The organism is Nonomuraea sp. KM88, from assembly GCF_052245635.1.
Taxonomy (GTDB): Bacteria; Actinomycetota; Actinomycetes; order Streptosporangiales; family Streptosporangiaceae; genus Nonomuraea.
Map to the genome: position 1 here is coordinate 275,502 of NZ_JBQQCC010000003.1, position 17,894 is coordinate 293,395.

Genomic DNA, 17,894 nt, shown 5'->3' on the forward strand with positions numbered 1-17,894 from the left:
CCGGTCCGCTACCGGTCCTTCTTCGAGCGCTTCTCCCGGATCTTCATCGTGACCTCGATCGGCGACCCGGCGAAGCCGAACTCCTCGCGGATGCGGCGCTCGACGAAGCGGCGGTAGGTGTCTTCGAGCCAGCCCGAGGTGAACAGCACGAACTTGGGCGGCTCCACCGACGCCTGCGTGGCGAAGAGGATCTTCGGCTGCTTGCCGCCCCGAACCGGCGGCGGCGTCTGCTGCACCAGCTCGGTCAGGAACGCGTTGAGCCGGGCCGTCGGCACCCGCGTGGACCACGAGTCGAGGGCCTTCTCCAGCGCGGGGACCAGCCGGTCGACGTGCCGCCCCGTCTTGGCGGAGATGTTGACGCGCAGCGCCCACGGAGTGCGTACGAGCTGGCGGTCGATCTCCTTCTCCAGGTAGTAGCGGCGGTCCTCGTCGACCAGGTCCCACTTGTTGAAGGCGACCACCATCGCCCGCCCCGACTCGATGACCAGGCCGATGATGCGGAGGTCCTGCTCGGTGAGCGGCTGGCTGGCGTCGATCAGCACGATCGCCACCTCGGTGCGCTCCAGCGCCGCGCGCGTGCGCATGGCGGCGTAGAAGTCGGCGCCCTGCAGCTCGCGGTCGCGCCGCCGGATGCCGGCCGTGTCGACGAAACGCCAGGTGCGGCCGCCCAGCTCGACCAGCTCGTCCACCGGATCGCGGGTGGTGCCGGCCATCGGGTCGACCAGGACGCGCTCCTCCCCCGCCAGCTTGTTGAGCAGCGAGGACTTGCCGACGTTGGGCTTGCCGAGCAGCGCGACGCGGGCGGGCCCGCGCTCGGCCCCGAACGTCACCTCGGGCGTCTCCGGGAGCGCGTCGAGCACCACGTCGAGCAGGTCGCCGCTGGAGCGGCCGTGCAGGGCGGAGACGGGATAGGGCTCGCCGAGCCCGAGCGACCACAGCGCGGCGGCCTCCAGCTCCATCTGCTGGTTGTCGACCTTGTTGGCGGCCAGGATGACCGGCTTGCCCGACTGCCGCAGCACCGAGCCCACGGTCTCGTCGGCGTCGGTCGCGCCGACGGTGGTGTCGACCACGAACACGATCACGTCGGCCAGTTCGGCCGCGATCTGGGCCTGCTCGGCGATGCGCAGGTTCATCCCGGTCGCGTCGGGGTCCCACCCTCCGGTGTCGACCACGGTGAAGCGGCGGCCGCGCCAGTTGGCTTCGTAGGTGACGCGGTCGCGGGTGACCCCCGGCACATCCTCGACGACCGCCTCGCGGCGGCCGATGATGCGGTTGACCAGCGTGGACTTGCCGACGTTCGGCCGCCCCACGATGGCGACGACCGGCAGCGGCGCGGCGTCGCCGTGCTCGGTTATCTCAAGATCGTCGAGGTCGGCCTCGACCCAATCCCCCGTTGACACGATGTTTCGTCCTTAGTGAGTACCGCACCTGCTCGTCAGGTGCGCTCGCGAATGCGGTCGCCGCCGGGCCCGCCCGGGCCCGCCTGCTCGGCGACCAGTCTCAGCACCTCCGCGATGACCTCGTCGAGGCTCATCGCGGTGGTGTCGAGCTCGACGGCGCCATCCGCCATCGAGAGTGGGTCGGCCTTACGTGTCGAGTCGAGAGTGTCACGCCTGGCCATGGCCTCCTGCTGCGCCCGGACGGTCGAGCCGGCCAGCTCCGCGCTGCGCCGCAGGGCACGCGCCTCGGCGCTGGCCGTCAGGTAGATCTTGACGGCGGCGCCGGGGCAGACGACCGTGCCGATGTCGCGTCCCTCGACCACGAAGCCGCCGTCGCCGATGATCTCCCGCTGCCGCGCGACCAGGCGGGCGCGGACCTCGGGGACGGCGGAGACGGCGGAGACGGCTCCGGTGACGTCGGCCTCCCTGATCGGCCCCGCGACGTCGACCTCGTCGACATGGATCGCCGGGCTGTCAGGGTCGGTGCCGGAGACGATCAGCGGCTCGCCACAGCGGGCCGCGATCGCGCCGGGGTCGGCCAGATCGACACCCTGCCGGAGCATCCACCAGGTCATCGCGCGGTACATCGCCCCGGTGTCGAGGTAACGCAGGCCCAGCGCGCGGGCCACTCCGCGCGAGACGCTCGACTTGCCCGACCCCGAAGGGCCGTCCATGGCGACGACCAGACCGGTCACGGTCTCTCCCTCTTCACGTTGTTCCACCCGACTTGAAGAGGCTACAGCCTCCGGCTCGGTCGGCGATCCAGCTTTCGAGCGGGCCGAGCGGCACCCTGACCGGCACGTGGGGGCGGCGGCGATGACCGGGAGGGCTGGCTTGGCCCTCATTCGCCTGCCAGGGGCCTACGGCTCGGCCGTGCCGGCGGTCACCGGCTCTTCGCGGTGAACGTCAGGTGCGTGACGCCGGACGGCGTGGAGACCGCTTCGATGTCGTACGCCTCCTCCAGCGACTCCAGGCCGTCCCAGAGCCGGACGCCACGGCCGAGCAGGATCGGGATCTGGACGACGTGCAGGTGATCGACCAGCCCTTCTCTGAGGAAGTCGCGTATGACGGACGGCCCGCCGCCGAGGCGCACGTCCTGGCCTCCGGCCGCCTCGCGGGCCTTGTCGAGTGCCTGCGCGGGCGAGGCCTCGAGGAAGTGGAACGTGGTGCCGCCCTCCATCTCGATCGACGGCCGCGGCCGGTGGGTGAGCACGAAGACCGGCGTGCGGAACGGCGGGTCGGCACCCCACGCGCCCTTGTAGCCGGGGTCGTCCTGCCAGCCGGGCGGGCCGAACTTGCCCGCGCCCATGATCTCGGCGCCGATGCCGTGACCGTGCATCGTCGCGAAGGCGTTGTCGGCGCCGGCGCTCCCGCCGCCGCCCCCGCCCATCTCGTGCCAGTACCGGGTGGTGAACATCCAGTCGTGCAGGCGCTCACCGGCGTGACCGAACGGGGCGCCAGGAGCCTGACCCTCGCCGGTGCCGAAGCCGTCCAGCGAGATCGTGAAGTTGTGAACGCGCAACCTACTCATGATCGCTTCCTCCAGGACTGACGGTGCCTGAGACACTGTGTACGTTAGAGACAGCTCTGGGTCTTCGACCACCGCGACCAGGGTTTGCGCCCGCACCATCATCCGGCGCACCCGGCGCACCCGCCCCGCCCGGCCGCCCGCTGTGGCCCTGATCAGGACTAACGCCCACCGCTCCGGTAAGTGACCGGGTGTGACAGGGACGGACAACGCACGGGTCACCGTCGTCGTGGCCAGCAAGGATCGGCTGCGGGCGCTGGTCCGTTCGCTCCCGAAGCATCCGCGCCCGGTGATCCTGGTGGACAACGGCTCGACCGACGGGACGGCGGGGTTCGTCAGCCGGCACTTCCCCGACGTCCGGCTCGTGGAGCAGGACACGAACCTGGGCGCGCCCGCCCGCAACATCGGCGTGCGGATGGCCGAGACGCCGTACGTGGCCTTCGCCGACGACGACTCCTGGTGGGCGCCCGGCGCGCTGGAGCTGGCCGCCGACGTGCTGGACGCCCATCCCCGGCTGGCCGTGCTCGGCGCGCGCGTGCTGGTGGGCCCCGAGGAGCGGCTGGATCCGGTGTCGGAGCTGATGCGTCACTCGCCGCTCGGCATCGAGCCGGATCTGCCAGGGCCGAGCGTCCTCGGGTTCCTGGCGTGCGGGGCGGTGGTGCGCAGGGAGGCGTTCCTGGAGGCGGGCGGCTTCGACGACGTGATCTTCTTCTTCGGCGAGGAGGAGCGCCTGGCGGTCGACCTGGCCGCGAAGGGGTGGGGGCTGGCGTACGTGGACGACGTCGTGGCCCACCACCACCCGTCGCCGGCCAAGGACCCGCGTGGCAGGCGGGCGCTGGCTCTACGCAACGCCGTACTCACCGCGGTGTTGCGCCGCCCGTGGCCGGTGGTGGCGCGGCGGGCGCTCGACGCCCTGCGTGCGGGACCCGCCGGGTGGGAGGGACTGCGTGCGGCCGTACCGCGCCTTCCAGGGGCGCTGGCGGAGCGGCGGGGGTTGCCGCGCGCCGTGGAGCGGGCACGGCGGCGGCTGGAGCGGGCCGGCGGCTGAGCGCGGGCGTGCGGTTACGTCTCACGGAACGGGGGCAGCAGGCGGGCATGAGTACCGCACCTAACCCGATCGACCTGCAGAAACACCTGGGTGGCGTCGACTACCCGGCAGGCAAGGCCGATCTGATCAAGGCCGCGCGCGACCACAACGCGAGCAAGGACATCGTCGAAGCCCTGGAGGCCATGCCCGACCGCGAGTACGACGGCCCGAACGCCGTCAGCGAGGCCGTCACCAAACGCTGAGTCGCGGGGACGCGGCGGGCGGGGCTGGGGGCCCGCCCGCCGCGGCGGCGGCCGGGATCGCTCGCCGAAACAGGTCGGCCCGCATACGTCATGATGACCACATGACTGAAATATTGAGGTACGCCGCTTTCACCACAACTCCCACCGGCGGCAACCCCGCCGGAGTGGTCTTGGACGCCCGGGAGTTGTCGGACGCGGACATGCTCGCCATCGCCGCCGAACTCGGCTACTCCGAGACGGCCTTCTTGCACCCCACCACGGATGAGCGCCAGTACCGGATCCAGTACTTCAGCCCGCTGAGCGAGGTCGCCTTCTGCGGCCATGCGACGATCGCTGCCTCGATCGCGCTCGGCGAGCAGATCGGCCCCGGAGCCGTGAACCTTGCTACCCAGGCGGGCCCGGTCCCGGTGCAGATCGCCGCGGATCCGGCCGGTGGGCTCATCGCCACCTTGACCAGTCCGCCGACCTCCACCCGCCAAGCCTCCGAAGAGGAGACACGGCCCGTGCTGGCCGCACTGGGCTGGTCGGCCGACGATCTGGACCCCAACTACCCGGTGCACGTCGCCTCCGCCGGCAACGACCATCTCGTCCTGGCCGCGTCCAGCCGGGGCCGTCTGGCCGATCTCGACTACGACTTCGATGCCCTCAGCAAGATCATGTCTGACTCGGGATGGATTACCATCCACCTTTTCTGGCGCGCATCCCCCGCCGTCTTCCACGTCCGCAACCCGTTTCCGCCCGGCGGCGTGGTCGAGGACCCCGCCACCGGTGCCGCGGCCGCCGCCTTCACCGGCTACCTGCGTACGCTGGGACGTCTTGAAGATGGCGCCGTTCTCACCCTTCACCAGGGCGTCGACATGGGGCGGCCCAGCCTCTTGACGTGTACCACCGTTCCCGGCGACTCCCGTGTCAAGGTCTCGGGCACCGCAGTGCCCATTCGGTAGCGGCAGTTCGGGGTTCGCCGTCCAAGGTCGTCTCAGCGAGGCCGTGCCACGCTGCTCGCCGCCGGCCACGACATGTGGCTCGCGCTGGAAGAGCGCTGGTACGAGCGCGCCGTCGATGCCGTGGGCGTGGCCGGTTCGCGGTGCAGGACCCGGACGGCTATCTCCTGCGCATCTCTCAGCGCCTGGGGATCCGCCCCCGATAGCCGCCCGCGTCACCGAACGCCGGCCTCCGACCTTCGGCGAAGCGATCCCGGAATCCCTCGCTGGACATCGCCGACGGATCCCGGGCGGATGACGCTAGGGGACCTGCCAGCCGCGTTCGCGCAGGGCCTCGGAGAGCGTTGCGGCCGCGTCGGGCTCCACCGACAGCTCGGCGATGCCCAGCGGCAGCCCAGGGGCGTGCTCGAGGCGCACGTCCTCGACGTTGACGCCGACCTCGTCGCACACCTGGAACAGCCGGGCCAGCTGGCCGGGGCGGTCGCCGATGACGACCTGGACGACGGCGTAGGAGGAGGCGGGGCCGCCGTGCTTGCCGGGGATACGATCGTGGCCGACGACACCCCGCTTGAGCAGCTGGGTGATCTCGCCGGTCGCGGTGCCGTCGCCCTCGGCCAGGGCCCGCAGCGCGCTCGCCGCGTCGGCCAGGTCGTGCGCGACGGCTTCGAGCACCTCGGCGACCGGGGAGGCGTTGCCCGACAGGATGCCGAGCCAGAGCCCGGGGTCGCTGCCCGCGATCCGGGTGACGTCGCGCACGCCCTGCCCGGCCAGACCGAGAGCGACGTCGGTGGCGTCGGCCAGGCGCGCGGCCACGGCGGAGGCCGCGACGTGGGGGGCGTGGGAGACGACGGCGACGGCGCGGTCGTGGTCGGTGGCGCTGACCTCGACCGCGTTGGCGCCGCACAACTCGATCAGGCGCAGCACGGCCGCCTTCGCCTCGGGGTCGGCCTCCTCCGTGGGGCACAGCGCCCACGGCCGGCCCAGGAAAAGGTCGTCCCTGGCCGCCCCCGGGCCGGACTTCTCGCGGCCGGCGAGCGGATGGGAGGCGACGTAGGCGGACAGGTCGCAGCCGAGCTGCGCGGCCCGGTGGATGGGCTCCGCCTTGACGCTGGCGACGTCGGTGTAGAACCTGGCCGCCTGGAGCCGCTGCAGCTCGAGCAGCTCGGTCGCCACGTGGGCGGGAGGCACCGCGATGATCGCCAGGTCAGCCTGCTCAGTGGCCCGGCCCTCCTGCGGGACTGCTTCCTCGAGGGCCTGGCCGCCGGGCGGGGCGAGGTGCGGGCCGCCGGGCCGCCACTCCTCGCCCGCCCCGAGCTCCCGTGCCAGCCGTACGGCTCCCTGATCGCGGTCGGCGAGCAGCACGCGCACACCGCGCTTGCGCAGCGCCAGCGCCGCGGAGGTGCCGATGAGACCGGTGCCGACGACGAGCACGGTGCGAAGATCCATCTGGTGTCCTGATTTATCGGGCCATTGGGATAGCCAGTATCTCGTTATGTGATGCCCGGTCGCTCACTGCGCGATGTCCTGCCGCAGCGCCACCGCGCCACGCAGGTAAACATGCTGGATCTCGGCTCTCGGCCGGTCGGTCTCCACGTGGGCCATGAGCCGCACCACGCGGGGCAGCGCACCCGGCACGGCGATCTCGGTGCAGCAGATCAGCGGCACCTCGTGGAAACCCAGTTTCCGCGCCGCGAGCGCGGGAAACTCGGCCGTCAGATCGGGCGTGGCCGTGAACAGCACGCTGATCACGTCATCCGGGGTCAGCTCGTTACGCTCCATGATCGCGCTGACCAGCTCGGTCGTCCCTTCGATGATCGAGCCACGGTCGTCGGCGTCCACCTGGATCGCCCCACGAATCGCGCGCACCATGTGGTCAGTCCCCTTCCCTAACCGGGAGAGCCCGCGCGAGGATCGCACGGGCTCCTTCTTCCGGCCAGGTTACAGCTTCACGGCGGCGTAGAGCTCGCCGACTTCCTTCAGGCTGAGCGCCCGGATGGTGCCCGGCTTCGTACGGCCCAGCTTCACCGGACCGAACTCGATTCTGGCCAGGTCGATCACCCGGTGGCCCGCCACCTCCAGCATGCGCCGCACGACGTGCCTGCGGCCCTCGTGCAGCACGACCTCGACCAGCGCCTGCTGCCCGTGCTCCTGCACGACGGTGAAGCTGTCGGCCTTGACGATGCCGTCCTCCAGCTCGATGCCCTGCTTGAGCCTGCGGCCCAGATCACGCGGGATCGGCCCGGGCACCTTGGCCCAGTATTTCTTCTGCACCCCATAGCTCGGATGCGTCAGCCTGTTGGCCAGCTCGCCGTCGTTGGTGAGCAGCAGCAGGCCCTCGGTCTCGGTGTCGAGCCTGCCCACGTGGAACAGCCTCGGCGCCAGCTCCTCGACGTAGTCGGCCAGGCACGGGCGGCCCTGCGGGTCGTCCATCGTGGAGACGACGCCGATGGGCTTGTTGAGGGCGTAGTAGACCAGGTCGGGGGCGGTGGGGATGCGCTTCCCGTCGACGTGGATGACCTGCGTCGCGGGATCGACCTTGGCGCCGAACCTCCGTACGACCTGGCCGTTCACCGTGACCCGGCCCTCGCCGATCATCTCCTCGCACGCCCTGCGGCTGGCGACGCCCGCTTGGGCGAGTACCTTCTGCAGCCGCACGCCGTCAGGGACCTCGGTGGTGTCGCGCTCGTCGGAGTAGCCCTCGGGGTAGAAGTCACGGTCGCGCAGGGGCTGGCGGGCCGCCTTCACCCGGTCGTGCTGAGGGCTGCCGTAGCCGTTTCCGCCGCCGCGCCTGCCCCCGATCGTCTGGACGTCGTCCCGCCGGGGACGACCGGTACGCCCGGCGTCACGCCCGGTGCGGCCGGTGTCACGTGTGGTGCGCCCGGTGTCGCGCCCGGTGCGGGCATCGCCGTCGCGCCTGCCGTAACGGGACCTGGTGGACTCGGCGCTCCGGGAACCGGCCTCACGGCGCCCGCTCCTGTCGGCCCGGAACCCGCCGCGCTCATCACGCCGCTCGCCTCCGTAGCCACCCCGGTCGGACCTGCCGCCCGGTTCGGAACGGTAACCGGTGCCGCGCTCGTCACGCCGCTCGGACCCGTAACCACGCTCGAACCTGTCGCCGCGCTCGGACCGGTAACCGCCGCCACGCTCATCACGACGCTCGTACCTGTCGCCGCGCTCGGACCGGTAACCGCCGCCACGCTCGTCCCGACGCTCGGACCGGAAACCACCGCCGCGCTCGGAACGGTAACCGCCGCCGGCGCGCTCGTCACGACGCTCGGAACGGTAGCCTCCCCGGTCGCCACGAGGACGCTCACCACGTCCGTGGCGATCCTCGCGGCCCTCGCTCTGGTAACGGTCGTCGCGGTCGTAACGGTCGTCGCGGTCGCCGCCCGTGAAGCGGTCGTCGCGGCCGGCTCCGCGCGCGTAGCGGCCGCCGCCGGCGTCGTCGCGCCCGGCGGGCCCGCCGTACCGGGCGCGGGTGCCGCCCCGGTCGGCGCGGAGGGAGTCGTGGGAGGGCCGGGAGTCGCGTGCGGAGTCGCGACCGCGGCCACGGTCGTCGCCCCGGAAGTCGTCACGGCGAGACCCGCCTCTGGAGTCTCTTCGGCCGGTCCCACCGCGGAAGTCGTCGTCACGCCGGGAGTCGCCGCGGGCGTCGTCGGAGCGGAAGGCGGGACGCCCACCACGGCCGGAGCCGCCTGTGCGTCCACGACCGCGTCCATCACCGGACGGGGTGCTGCGCCTGTTGATCACTTTGTTGTCTCCTCGAGGTTTTCCACGTCGTCGGGGAGGAAGGGCGCGAGTTCGGGGAGCTCGCTCAGATCCCGTAGTCCCAGACGTTCAAGGAAGTATGAGCTTGTCCGGTAGAGCACCGCTTGGCTCTCCGGGTCGGTGCCGGCCTCTTCGACCAGCCCCCTGGCGACGAGTGTGCGCATGACACCGTCGCTGTTGACGCCGCGTACGGCGGCGACGCGGGAACGGCTCACCGGTTGCCGGTAGGCCACGACCGCGAGTGTTTCGAGCGCGGCCTGGGTCAGCCGCGTCTGCTGGCCGTCGCGTACGAACCTTTCGACCAGCGGCGCGCAGTCGGCACGCGTGTAGAAACGCCAACCACCCGCCACTTCTCTCAAGTCGAAACCCCGTCCGGCGGCCGTGTATTCCGCCGCCAGCCCACGCAGCGCCGCGGCGACCTCGTGGGTGGGCCGTTCGAGCACCTGAGCCAGGGTCACCTCGGCGACCGGCTCGTCAACGACAAGCAGGATAGCCTCCAGCGCCGCCTCGAGCCTCGGCCCCTCCCCCGGCTCGGCTCCCACCGCGCGTCCGGCAGCGGCGTCCACGTCTGGCCCGTCGCCGGGTGCCAGGGCGCCGTTTCCCGTGGCCGGTGTGGTGTTCGTGCCGTCCGCCGCCTCGTCACGGCGGGCGCCGGTCACCGGCCCGTCGCCCTCAGCCGTCCTGTCAGCGGCGAAGGCCGGCCCGTCAGCACCAGCCACCGGCTCCTCTTGCGGCACCCGCTCCCTGTCCTGCGCCACGTCCTCGTCCGGGCCCAGGTCCTCGTCACGTCCCAGGTCCTCGTCCGGCCGCGTCCCAACCCTGGACGTCGTGCCGTCCTGGGACGGCGTCCCCCCAGGGACGGACCTGCCCCTGTGGGCCTCCGGCTCGCCCGGGCCGGGGGTGTCGTCCGCGGCCCGCGCCTCCGCAGGCAGCGTGTCGTCCGCAGCGGACGTCTCCGCACGAGACAGCGTGCCTCCCTCGACGCGCGTGTCGTCCGCGACGGACGTCTCCGCGCGGGACGGCGGGTCGTCCTGGGGCGGGTCCTCGTGGGGCGGGGGCGGGTCGTCGGGCGGGGAGGTCTCCGCCTCCGGGGCGCCGGGCTGGACGAGGGAGCCGGGGAGGGTCATCCAGGCGGGCAGCGGCGGCTCCGAGTCGGGAGACTTGCGGGGGTTAGGCAGTGGGTTGTCAGTCATGGGATGGTTTCTCCGCGGATTCCTCGTAGTCGTCCCCCACCGCGACGTCGCCGTCGTCGGCGCCCGTCCAGGTGACGTGCAGGTCGCCCAGCGGCTCGACCTGCTCGAACGTGACCGCCGACTCCCGGAACAGCTCCAGCACGGCCAGGAAGCGGGCGATGACCTCGAAGGTGCCCTCGCAGTCGGCCACCAGCGCCCTGAAGGTGGCCCGCCGGAGGCGCCGCAGGTGCATGACCAGGATGGCCGCCTGCTCCTTGACGCTCGCCAGCGGCTGGTAGATGTGCCCCACGCTGACCGTGGGCGGCAGCTTGGGCGTGAAGGCCCTGGCGGCGATCTTGGCGAGCTCTTCGGGCCCGATGCCCAGGATGAGCTCGGGCAGCAGGTCGGCGAACTGCGGCTCGAGCGGCACCGTACGGGGAAAGCGCAGGGACTCCTCGGCCATCCGCCCGGCGAAGATCTTGGCGACCTCTTTGTACGCTTTGTACTGCAGCAGCCGCGCGAACAGCAGGTCTCTGGCCTCCAGCAGGGCCAGGTCTTCCTCGTCCTCCACCTCGCCCGACGGCAGCAGCCGGGCCGCCTTGAGGTCGAGCAGCGTGGCCGCGACCAGCAGGAAGTGGCTGGTCTGGTCGAGGTCCCACTCGGGGCCGCGGGAGCGGATGTAGGCGATGAACTCGTCGGTGACCTTGGAGAGCGAGACCTCGGTGATGTCGAGCTTGTGCTTGGCGATGAGGCCGAGAAGCAGATCGAAGGGACCCTCGAAGACGTCCAGGTGAACCTGGAACCCTTGGGGCTCGGTCTGCTCTGCGGTCACCTGGCCATTGTGGCAGGCGCGGGCCAGCGCGAGAGCACTTCGCGCGCCAGCTCACGGTAGGCGTTGGCGCCGAGGGACGAGGGGTCGAAGGTGGTGATCGGCTCGCCGGCGACGGTCGCGTCGGGGAAACGCACCGTGCGGTTGATGACGGTGTGGAACACCTTGTCGCCGAACGCGTCGACCACGCGGGCCAGCACCTCGCGGCCGTGCAGGGTGCGGGCGTCGTACATGGTGGCGAGCAGGCCCTCGATCTCGAGGTCTTCGTTGAGCCGCTCCTGGACCTTGGAGATGGTGTCCATCAGCAGGGCGACGCCGCGCAGCGCGAAGAACTCGCACTCCAGCGGCACCATGACGCCATGGGCGCACGTGAGCGCGTTGATGGTGAGCAGGCCGAGCGACGGCTGGCAGTCGATGAGGCACACGTCGTAGTGCGGCAGCAGCGGCTTGATCACGCGGCCGAGCACCTGCTCGCGGGCGACCTCGGTGACGAGCTGCACTTCGGCGGCCGACAGGTCGATGTTGCTCGGCAGCAGGTCGAGCCCCTCGACGCCGGTCTCGAGCAGGACGTCCTCGGCGGTGACGCCACGCTCCATCAGCAGGTTGTAGACGGTCAGGTCGAGCTGGAGCGGGTTGATGCCCAGGCCGACGGAGAGCGCGCCCTGCGGGTCGAAGTCGACCAGCAGCACCTTGAGCCCGTATTCGACGAGGGCCGCGCCCAGGTTGATGGTGGTCGTGGTCTTGCCGACCCCGCCCTTCTGGTTGACCATCGCGACCACGCGCGCCGGGCCGTGCACGTCGGGCACCACCGGCTCGGGGAACACGGGTCTGGGCCGCTGCGTGGGCCCGAGGTTGACGCCGTTGGAAGGCGCGTTGGTCTTCGTGTCGCCCCAGGGGTTGTCGGGGGTCCCCGGGGTCGAACCCTTGGTCGTCACAGTCACCAGCTCGAACCTCCCTGACGATCCCGAACCGGACCGTCCGGACGGACACTATGGCGTCACCACTTAACGCGGCAAGGCGGCACGCCGAGGGTGCCGCACACCGCAAAGACTATAGATCACTGCCGGGCCCGTGGATGCGCCGCGGCGTAGACCTCGCGGAGCTTGTCGACCGTGACCAGGGTGTAGACCTGGGTGGTCGTCACCGAGGCGTGGCCGAGCAATTCCTGGACCACCCTAACGTCCGCGCCGCCGTCCAAGAGATGAGTTGCAAAGGAATGTCGGAGAACATGGGGAGATATCTGTTTTAGCCCGGCTCGTTCGGCGGCCGCGTGCAGCACCTCCCACGCTCCCTGCCTGGTCAGACGTCCTCCCCTGGCGTTCAGGAAGACGGCCGGCGTGCCGCGCCCGTGGGCCAGCAGGCCGGGCCGGGCGCGGACGAGGTAGGCGTCGAGGGCGGAGCGGGCATAGCGCCCCAGCGGCACGACGCGGGTGCGGCCGCCCTTCCCGCGCAGGCGCACCTGCTCGTCCTCGAGGTCGTCCACGGCCAGCCCGACGGCCTCCGAGATGCGGGCGCCCGTGCCGTACAGGACCTCCAGCAGGGCGCGGTTGCGCAGCGTGAGAGGCGCTCCGTCCGGGCCCGAGGCGGCGATCAGCCGCTCGACCTCGTCGACGGCGATGGCCTTCGGGAGCCTGCGCATCGGGCGCGGCGGGCGTACCTCGTGGGCGGGGTTGTGGGCCGTGACGCCTTCGCGCAGAGCGAAACGGTGCAGCCCGCGCACGGCCGACAGGGCGCGGGCGGCGGAGCTGGCGACAAGCGCCGGGTGTTCCCCGTCGCCCTCGCGCAGCGCGGCGAGGAAGGCCAGGACGTCCGCCTCGCCCACCTCGTGGAGCTCCAGGCGCCCGCGCGCCCGCAGGTGCTCGTAGTAGCGCCGCAGGTCACGACGGTAGGATGCGAGCGTGTTGGCAGCCACGCCCTGCTCCACCGCCAGATGGGCGAGGTAGCTGGAGAGCACGGCCTCCACGATCGGTCCTTCCGTCACGCCTCCGGGGCGTCGGCGGGGCGCAACAGGGCGAGTCCCTCAACCGAAGCCGCGTACGCGGCGAGGATACCGGCCACGGCCGGGGAATTGTGGATCATTCCCATGAGCGCCTTTTCTACCGCGTCGGGCAGAGGGACCCATTCGACCGGCATGTCGATTTCTTCGTGCCGGTGCACGAAGCCGTTCTCCTCGTCGGGGATCTTGGTCAGGTCGCGGGCCAGGAACACCCTGATGCGCTCGTCGCTCATGCCGGGAGAGGTGCGCAGGTCGACGAGCGTGTGCCAGGTGGCGGCGCGGTAGCCGGCCTCCTCGGCGAGCTCGCGCGCGGCCGCGTCGACCAGCGGCTCGCCCGGCACGTCGCGGATGCCGGCGGGCAGTTCCCACATCAGGCGGCGGGTGGGGTGACGGTATTGCCTGATGAGCAGGACGCGGTCCTGGTCGTCGAGCGCGAGCACGGCGACGGCCCCGGGATGGATCACGTAGTCACGCTCGGCCGCCTCGTCGCGCGGCATCCTGACGGTGTCGGTGACCACCTTGATGACGTGGCCCTCGAACCGCTGCTTCGTCTCGAGCACGTCCCACGACTCGGGCGTGTCCCTGATCACGCCCGGCACGAGCCGGTCGGGCGAACCGTCGCCGCCGGCGGTCACTGGCCCACCGTCGTCGCGCCCACGCGGCCGTCGGCGTAGGCCAGGGCCGCGCCGATGAGACCCTTGAACATCGGGTTGGCCCGGGTGGGCCGGGAGCGGAACTCCGGATGCGCCTGGGTGCCGATGAAGAACGGGTGGATGTCGGGGGGCAGCTCGGTGTACTCGACCAGGCGGCCGTCGGGCGACACGCCGGAGAAGACGAGGCCGACCTTCTCCAGCTGCTCGCGGTAGGCGTTGTTGACTTCGTAGCGGTGGCGGTGGCGCTCGTCGGCCTTGGCCACGCCGCCGTAGAGCTGCCGGGCGAGGGTGCCCTCGGCGAGCTTGGCGGTGTAGCTGCCCAGCCGCATCGTGCCGCCCATGTCACGCTCGCCGGCGACGACGTCCTCCTGGTCGGCCATGGTGGAGATGACCGGGTGCTTGGTGTCGGGGTCGAACTCCGTGGAGTTGGCGTCCTCGACGCCCGCCATGTTGCGGGCGGCCTCGATGACCATGCCCTGCATGCCGAGGCAGATGCCGAGCAGCGGGATCTTGCCCTCGCGGGCGTGGCGGATGGCGCCGATCTTCCCCTCGATGCCGCGCACGCCGAACCCGCCGGGGATCAGCACGCCGTCGACGCCGTCGAGCTCGCGCGCGGCGCCCTCGGGGGTCTCGCAGTCGTCGCTCTTGACCCACCGGATGTTGACCCGCGCGTCGTTGGCGAACCCGCCGGCCCGCAGGGCCTCGGTCACCGAGAGGTACGCGTCCGGCAAATCAATATATTTCCCCACAAGGGCGACAGTGGCTTCCCTCGCCGGGCGGTGCACGCGGCGCAGGAGCTGCTCCCACTCCTTCCAGTCGACGTCACGGAAGGGCAGGCCGAGCCGGCGCACCACGTACGCGTCGAGGCCCTCGGAGTGGAGCACCTTGGGAATGTCGTAGATCGAGGCCGCGTCCACGCAGGAGACGACGGCGTCCTCGTCGACGTCGCACATCAGGCTGATCTTGCGCTTGATCGACGTCTGCACGGGCCGGTCGGAGCGCAGCACGATCGCGTCCGGCTGGATGCCGATGCTGCGCAGCGCGGCCACGCTGTGCTGCGTCGGCTTGGTCTTGAGCTCTCCCGAGGGCCCGATGTACGGCAGCAGCGAGACGTGCAGGAAGAAGACGTTGTCGCGCCCCACCTCGTGCCTGATCTGCCGCACGGCCTCCAGGAAGGGCAGCGACTCGATGTCGCCCACCGTGCCGCCGACCTCGGTGATGACGACGTCCACCTCGGGACCGGCCATGCCCCTGATCCGGTCCTTGATCTCGTTGGTGATGTGCGGGATGACCTGGACGGTGTCGCCCAGGTATTCGCCCCGCCGCTCCTTGGCGATGACGTTGGAGTAGACCTGCCCGGTGGTGACGTTGGCCGAACCGTGCAGGTCGGTGTCGAGGAACCGCTCGTAGTGGCCGACGTCGAGGTCGGTCTCCGCGCCGTCGTCGGTGACGAAGACCTCGCCGTGCTGGAACGGGTTCATCGTGCCGGGGTCGACGTTGAGATAGGGGTCGAGCTTCTGCATGGTGACCCTGAGACCGCGCCCTTTGAGCAGGCGACCGAGGCTGGATGCCGTGAGGCCCTTGCCGAGACTGGAGGCGACACCGCCGGTGACGAACAGATGCTTGGTTTGCGATGCGCTGCGCAAAGGGGCTCCCGTGGCTCGAGGTGTGGTCGAAGTGTCCACGGGCTCTCAGGATATCAAACAACGCCCCTCACATGGGCGAACGGCATGACCTGAGGGTAACTTTGGACTCTATGTCACTCGTACGGCGGGCAACGGGCGCGCTGATTCACCGTGTCTACCGGGCGATCCGCCGTGCGGGCGCGATCACTCCGGCCAGTCCGGCGGGCCACCGGTTCCGCCGGCTCGGCGACGGGGTCAGCATCGCGTTCCCCCCTGGCGCGATCTTCGGCGAGCAGTGGATCGAGATCGGCGACCACACCCTGATCGGCGAACGGGTGTCGCTCTCGTGCGGCATGGGCCCGGGCGTGGACCTCGGCCCGGGATCGATCCTGCGCATCGGCGGCGGCTGCTCGATCGGCCGGGGCACGCACATCGTGGCCCACCAGTCGATCGACGTGGGCGACGACGTCTTCACCGGCCCGTACGTCTACATCACCGACCAGAACCACGTCTACGACGACCCCGACGTGCCGATCGGCAGGCAGTGGCCGCGCAACAGCCCGGTCTCGATCGGCTCGGGCTCGTGGCTGGGCGCCGGCGCGATCGTCCTGCCCGGCACGACACTCGGCCGCCAGTGCGTGGTGGCCGCCGGGGCGGTGGTGCGCGGCGAGTTCCCCGACCACAGCGTGGTGGCCGGGGTGCCGGCCAGGCGGGTACGCGGTTACACGGCCGAGTTAGGCTGGCACGCCCCCGACGTCGTCCTGGCCGACAGCGGATCCTGATCTGGACCGAACATCGTTCTGACGGTTAGCGTCACATCATGCGAACCGCCATCTGCGAACGCCTGGGCATCGAGTTCCCCCTGTTCGCGTTCAGCCACTGCCGCGACGTGGTGGCCGCGGTGACGAACGCGGGCGGCTTCGGGGTGCTGGGCGCGATCGCGTACTCGCCCGACCGGCTCGACACCGAGCTCACCTGGATCGACGAGCGGGTGGGCGGCCGGCCGTACGGCGTCGACGTGCTCGTGCCGGGCAAGGTCGACGCCTCCGCGCTCGACCGGCGCGCGCACCTCATGGACTTCATCCCCGAGCGGCACCGCGACTTCGTCACCCACCTGCTGTCCAAATACGGCGTGGGCGCGGCACCGCAGCCGATGACGGCGGTGGCCGACGAGTTCGGCCGGCGGGTGACGGCGTCGGGGGCGACAGGGCTGATCGACGTCGCGCTCGAACACCGGATCGGGCTGATCGCCAGCGCTCTGGGCCCGCCGCCGCCCGAGATGGTGGCCAGGGCCAGGGAGGCGGGCGTGCCGGTGGCCGCGCTGGTCGGCACGGTCGAGCACGCGCGCAGGCAGGTCGCGGCGGGCGCGGACCTCATCGTGGCACAGGGCACCGAGGCGGGCGGGCACACCGGCGAGATCTCCACCATGGTGCTGGTGCCGCAGGTCGTGGACGCGGTGGGGCCGGTGCCCGTGCTGGCGGCGGGCGGCATCGCGTCGGGGCGGCAGATGGCCGCGGCCATGGCGCTCGGCGCGGACGGCGTGTGGTGCGGCTCGGTCTGGCTCACGACGGAGGAGGCGGAGACGCCGCCCGCGGTCAAGCGCAAGTTCCTGGCGGCCTCGTCGCTGGACACGGTCAGGTCCAGGTCCCGTACGGGCAAGCCGGCCAGGCAGCTCCGGTCGGCCTGGACCGACGAGTGGGACTCCAGCCAGGAGAGCCCCGGCCCGCTGGGGATGCCGCTGCAGCTGCTGGTGGCCGAGGGGGCCATGGCGCGCATCGCGGCGGCGGCGGAGAAGGGCGAGCCGGGGGCGGTGGAACTGGTCAACTACTACGTCGGGCAGGTCGTGGGCCAGCTCGACCAGGTCAAACCGGCCAGGCAGGTGGTCTACGACCTGGTCAGCGAGTTCGGTCAGGCCGTGGAGCGGCTCAGGCACCTGTCCGGGTGACGCCCCTGACGGCCGGTCGGCGAGAATGGCGCTTCGGCGGCTCGTGGTCGCGCGCCGCGCTCCTACACCAAGGACGGGGACACCGTGGGCAAGACGTACGACAGCATCACCGACCGTTTGCGGACGTTCATCGAGGCGCAGCCCGTGTTCTTCACGGCGACCGCGCCGCTCGCCGGCGACGGCACGGTCAACCTCTCCCCCAAGGGAGTGAGCGGTTCGCTGGCGGTACTCGACGAGCTGACGGTGGCCTACCTCGACTTCGCCGGCAGCAACGCGGAGACCGTCGCCCACCTGCGCGAGAACGGCCGGATCACCTTGATGTGGTGCGCCTTCCAGGGTCCTCCGACCATCGTGCGGGTGCACGGGCGCGGTGAGCCCGTCTTCAGGGACGACCCCCGGTGGGCCGAGCTGGCCGCCCGCTTCCCGACGGTCGACGCCGGCGTGCACGGGCTGCGCGCGATCGTGGTCGTCCACGCCGAGCTGATCCGCGACACCTGCGGCTTCGCGGTTCCCCTCATGTCCTACGAGCAGGACCGCGACCTGCACGCGAAGCGGTTCGCCCGGGAGGACGACGAGTCGCTCAACGCCTACTTCTCGCGCAAGGAGCACGTCGCCACCAGCATCGACGGCTTGCCGGGCCTGCCGCTGCCCCTGCCCTCTCCCCGGCCGCGGGAGACCGTCGAGGGCTGACCGGGCTACGATGCGCGT

The 17,894-nt window shown here is 71.3% G+C and carries 18 protein-coding genes; 6 read left to right on the forward strand and 12 right to left on the reverse strand.

Going from position 1 to position 17,894, the window contains the following annotated elements; translation table 11 throughout:
* Nucleotides 1-8: 8 nt before the first annotated feature.
* The 3 genes from der to ACTWPV_RS10945 form a co-directional block, all read right to left on the reverse strand.
* The gene (gene der / locus ACTWPV_RS10935; RefSeq protein ID WP_443151657.1) at nucleotides 9-1,400 is read right to left on the reverse strand and encodes a ribosome biogenesis GTPase Der; all 1,392 of its coding nucleotides are present in this window, start codon (nucleotides 1,398-1,400) and stop codon (nucleotides 9-11) included.
* A gap of 35 nt (nucleotides 1,401-1,435) precedes the next feature.
* Entirely contained in the window at nucleotides 1,436-2,134 is a 699-nt protein-coding gene (gene cmk, locus ACTWPV_RS10940) for a (d)CMP kinase (protein WP_443151658.1), read from the reverse strand.
* A 188-nt stretch (nucleotides 2,135-2,322) separates the two neighbouring features.
* Nucleotides 2,323-2,970, reverse strand: coding sequence for a dihydrofolate reductase family protein (locus ACTWPV_RS10945; RefSeq protein ID WP_443151659.1), 648 nt, complete (start codon nucleotides 2,968-2,970; stop codon nucleotides 2,323-2,325).
* A 190-nt stretch (nucleotides 2,971-3,160) separates the two neighbouring features.
* On the opposite strand from ACTWPV_RS10945, the gene ACTWPV_RS10950 reads away from it, so the two are divergent.
* The 3 genes from ACTWPV_RS10950 (at nucleotide 3,161) to ACTWPV_RS10960 (ending at nucleotide 5,201) form a co-directional block, all read left to right on the forward strand.
* Nucleotides 3,161-4,015, forward strand: a complete 855-nt coding sequence (locus ACTWPV_RS10950; protein WP_347642866.1) for a glycosyltransferase family 2 protein — start codon at nucleotides 3,161-3,163, stop codon at nucleotides 4,013-4,015.
* Between the two features lie 47 nt (nucleotides 4,016-4,062).
* Nucleotides 4,063-4,257 (forward strand): DUF2795 domain-containing protein, encoded by a 195-nt coding sequence (locus tag ACTWPV_RS10955; protein ID WP_347621437.1) that lies wholly within the window; start codon nucleotides 4,063-4,065, stop codon nucleotides 4,255-4,257.
* A gap of 101 nt (nucleotides 4,258-4,358) precedes the next feature.
* Entirely contained in the window at nucleotides 4,359-5,201 is an 843-nt protein-coding gene (locus tag ACTWPV_RS10960) for a PhzF family phenazine biosynthesis protein (protein ID WP_443151660.1), read from the forward strand.
* 297 nt (nucleotides 5,202-5,498) lie between these two features.
* Here the strand turns inward: ACTWPV_RS10960 and ACTWPV_RS10965 are convergent, their stop codons facing one another.
* From ACTWPV_RS10965 to ACTWPV_RS11005, 9 genes are all read right to left on the reverse strand, one after another.
* The gene (locus ACTWPV_RS10965) at nucleotides 5,499-6,644 is read right to left on the reverse strand and encodes a prephenate dehydrogenase (RefSeq protein WP_443151661.1); all 1,146 of its coding nucleotides are present in this window, start codon (nucleotides 6,642-6,644) and stop codon (nucleotides 5,499-5,501) included.
* Between the two features lie 63 nt (nucleotides 6,645-6,707).
* Nucleotides 6,708-7,067 carry a chorismate mutase gene (gene aroH, locus ACTWPV_RS10970; protein ID WP_132606764.1) on the reverse strand — a complete coding sequence of 120 codons (360 nt, stop codon included), beginning with the start codon at nucleotides 7,065-7,067 and terminating at the stop codon, nucleotides 6,708-6,710.
* Between the two features lie 69 nt (nucleotides 7,068-7,136).
* On the reverse strand, nucleotides 7,137-8,948 hold the full coding sequence (locus ACTWPV_RS10975) for a pseudouridine synthase (RefSeq protein WP_443151662.1): 1,812 nt from the start codon (nucleotides 8,946-8,948) through the stop codon (nucleotides 7,137-7,139).
* The gene (gene scpB / locus ACTWPV_RS10980) at nucleotides 8,945-9,556 is read right to left on the reverse strand and encodes an SMC-Scp complex subunit ScpB (RefSeq protein ID WP_443151974.1); all 612 of its coding nucleotides are present in this window, start codon (nucleotides 9,554-9,556) and stop codon (nucleotides 8,945-8,947) included. The genes ACTWPV_RS10975 and scpB overlap by 4 nt, the downstream gene beginning before the upstream one ends.
* A 595-nt stretch (nucleotides 9,557-10,151) precedes the next feature.
* Entirely contained in the window at nucleotides 10,152-10,970 is an 819-nt protein-coding gene (locus tag ACTWPV_RS10985; protein ID WP_347642862.1) for a segregation and condensation protein A, read from the reverse strand.
* A complete protein-coding gene (locus tag ACTWPV_RS10990; RefSeq protein ID WP_425465074.1) occupies nucleotides 10,967-11,902 on the reverse strand; it encodes a ParA family protein in 936 nt (311 codons plus the stop codon). The genes ACTWPV_RS10985 and ACTWPV_RS10990 overlap by 4 nt, the downstream gene beginning before the upstream one ends.
* Before the next feature lie 122 nt (nucleotides 11,903-12,024).
* Entirely contained in the window at nucleotides 12,025-12,948 is a 924-nt protein-coding gene (locus ACTWPV_RS10995) for a site-specific tyrosine recombinase XerD (RefSeq protein ID WP_347642861.1), read from the reverse strand.
* A complete protein-coding gene (locus ACTWPV_RS11000) occupies nucleotides 12,945-13,598 on the reverse strand; it encodes an NUDIX hydrolase (protein ID WP_347642860.1) in 654 nt (217 codons plus the stop codon). Before ACTWPV_RS11000 ends, ACTWPV_RS10995 begins: the two co-directional genes overlap by 4 nt.
* Complete coding sequence (locus ACTWPV_RS11005; protein WP_347642859.1) at nucleotides 13,595-15,262, reverse strand: CTP synthase; 1,668 nt, start codon at nucleotides 15,260-15,262, stop codon at nucleotides 13,595-13,597. The genes ACTWPV_RS11000 and ACTWPV_RS11005 overlap by 4 nt, the downstream gene beginning before the upstream one ends.
* A 110-nt stretch (nucleotides 15,263-15,372) precedes the next feature.
* Here ACTWPV_RS11005 and ACTWPV_RS11010 point away from each other — a divergent pair, with 110 nt between their 5' ends.
* From ACTWPV_RS11010 to ACTWPV_RS11020, 3 genes are all read left to right on the forward strand, one after another.
* Nucleotides 15,373-16,023: an acyltransferase gene (locus ACTWPV_RS11010; protein WP_347642858.1), complete on the forward strand. Its 651-nt coding sequence runs from the start codon at nucleotides 15,373-15,375 to the stop codon at nucleotides 16,021-16,023.
* Nucleotides 16,024-16,061: 38 nt separating this feature from the next.
* A complete protein-coding gene (locus ACTWPV_RS11015; protein WP_443151663.1) occupies nucleotides 16,062-17,186 on the forward strand; it encodes a nitronate monooxygenase in 1,125 nt (374 codons plus the stop codon).
* Between the two features lie 84 nt (nucleotides 17,187-17,270).
* The gene (locus ACTWPV_RS11020; protein ID WP_347642856.1) at nucleotides 17,271-17,876 is read left to right on the forward strand and encodes a pyridoxamine 5'-phosphate oxidase family protein; all 606 of its coding nucleotides are present in this window, start codon (nucleotides 17,271-17,273) and stop codon (nucleotides 17,874-17,876) included.
* Nucleotides 17,877-17,894 lie beyond the last annotated feature (18 nt).